The sequence below is a fragment of the Oleiphilus sp. HI0066 genome (genome assembly GCF_001635725.1).
In genome coordinates, this window is the sequence record NZ_LWFH01000307.1 from 1 (window position 1) to 773 (window position 773).

General features: G+C 47.2%; 1 protein-coding gene and 1 pseudogene. Both read left to right on the top strand.

The features are described from left to right. Window positions 1–245, top strand: a pseudogene (locus A3738_RS30560) (ABC transporter permease); the annotation flags it as partial. Further along, on the top strand, window positions 242–773 hold a 532-nt coding region (locus A3738_RS04525), incomplete at its 3' end, for an ABC transporter ATP-binding protein (RefSeq protein ID WP_068763390.1). The pseudogene A3738_RS30560 and the gene A3738_RS04525, both read left to right, overlap by 4 nt.

A 773-nucleotide genomic window follows, 5' to 3' on the forward strand; every position in this document is an offset into this window, starting at 1 on the left:
GACTAGCTTCTGTTATTGGCGGCGAAGCGCTTCTATCCACTCGCACAATTCTACTTTGGGCATTGGCCTGCGTGGTAGGTTCTATTCTGTATCGCATTGTGATTGCCTTTGCTTTGAATGGCGAAGTCCTCGGTCTACAAGCTCAAGACCTAAATCTAATTACAGCGGTACTAGTTACTCTCGCCATCGTTGCACCGACGCTAAAATCAAATATGAAATCTAAGCTCAATGGAGTGCGACGATGATTGAAGTGCAGGATTTACGCATTACCTTCAACGCTGGTACTCCACTTGAGAACCAAGCATTGAAGGGTATTGACCTTAGCATTCCAGAGGGTCAGTTCATTACGGTAATCGGCAGTAACGGCGCCGGAAAATCCACCTTACTCAATGCACTAGCGGGGGAATTTCTTAGCCCTAAAGGGTCGATTTCACTAGATAGAAAAGACATCAGTACTTGGTCAGTGGAAAAACGAGCGCCTCAAATTGCGCGCGTTTTCCAAGACCCTTTAATGGGAACCTGTGAAGACCTCACCATCGAAGAAAATCTCGCGCTTGCTCAAGCTCGCACCAAGACGCGCGGTCTAGGTATTGCTGCGAAACGGCAGTTTCGCCAACACTTCATGAACAAGCTCAAGCTACTACAGCTTGGACTTGAAAACCGTTTAGAAGACAAAATCGGGTTATTGTCAGGCGGGCAAAGGCAAGCAGTCAGTTTATTAATGGCCTCGCTACAGCCAATGAAATTACTCTTGCTTGATGAGCATACCGCCG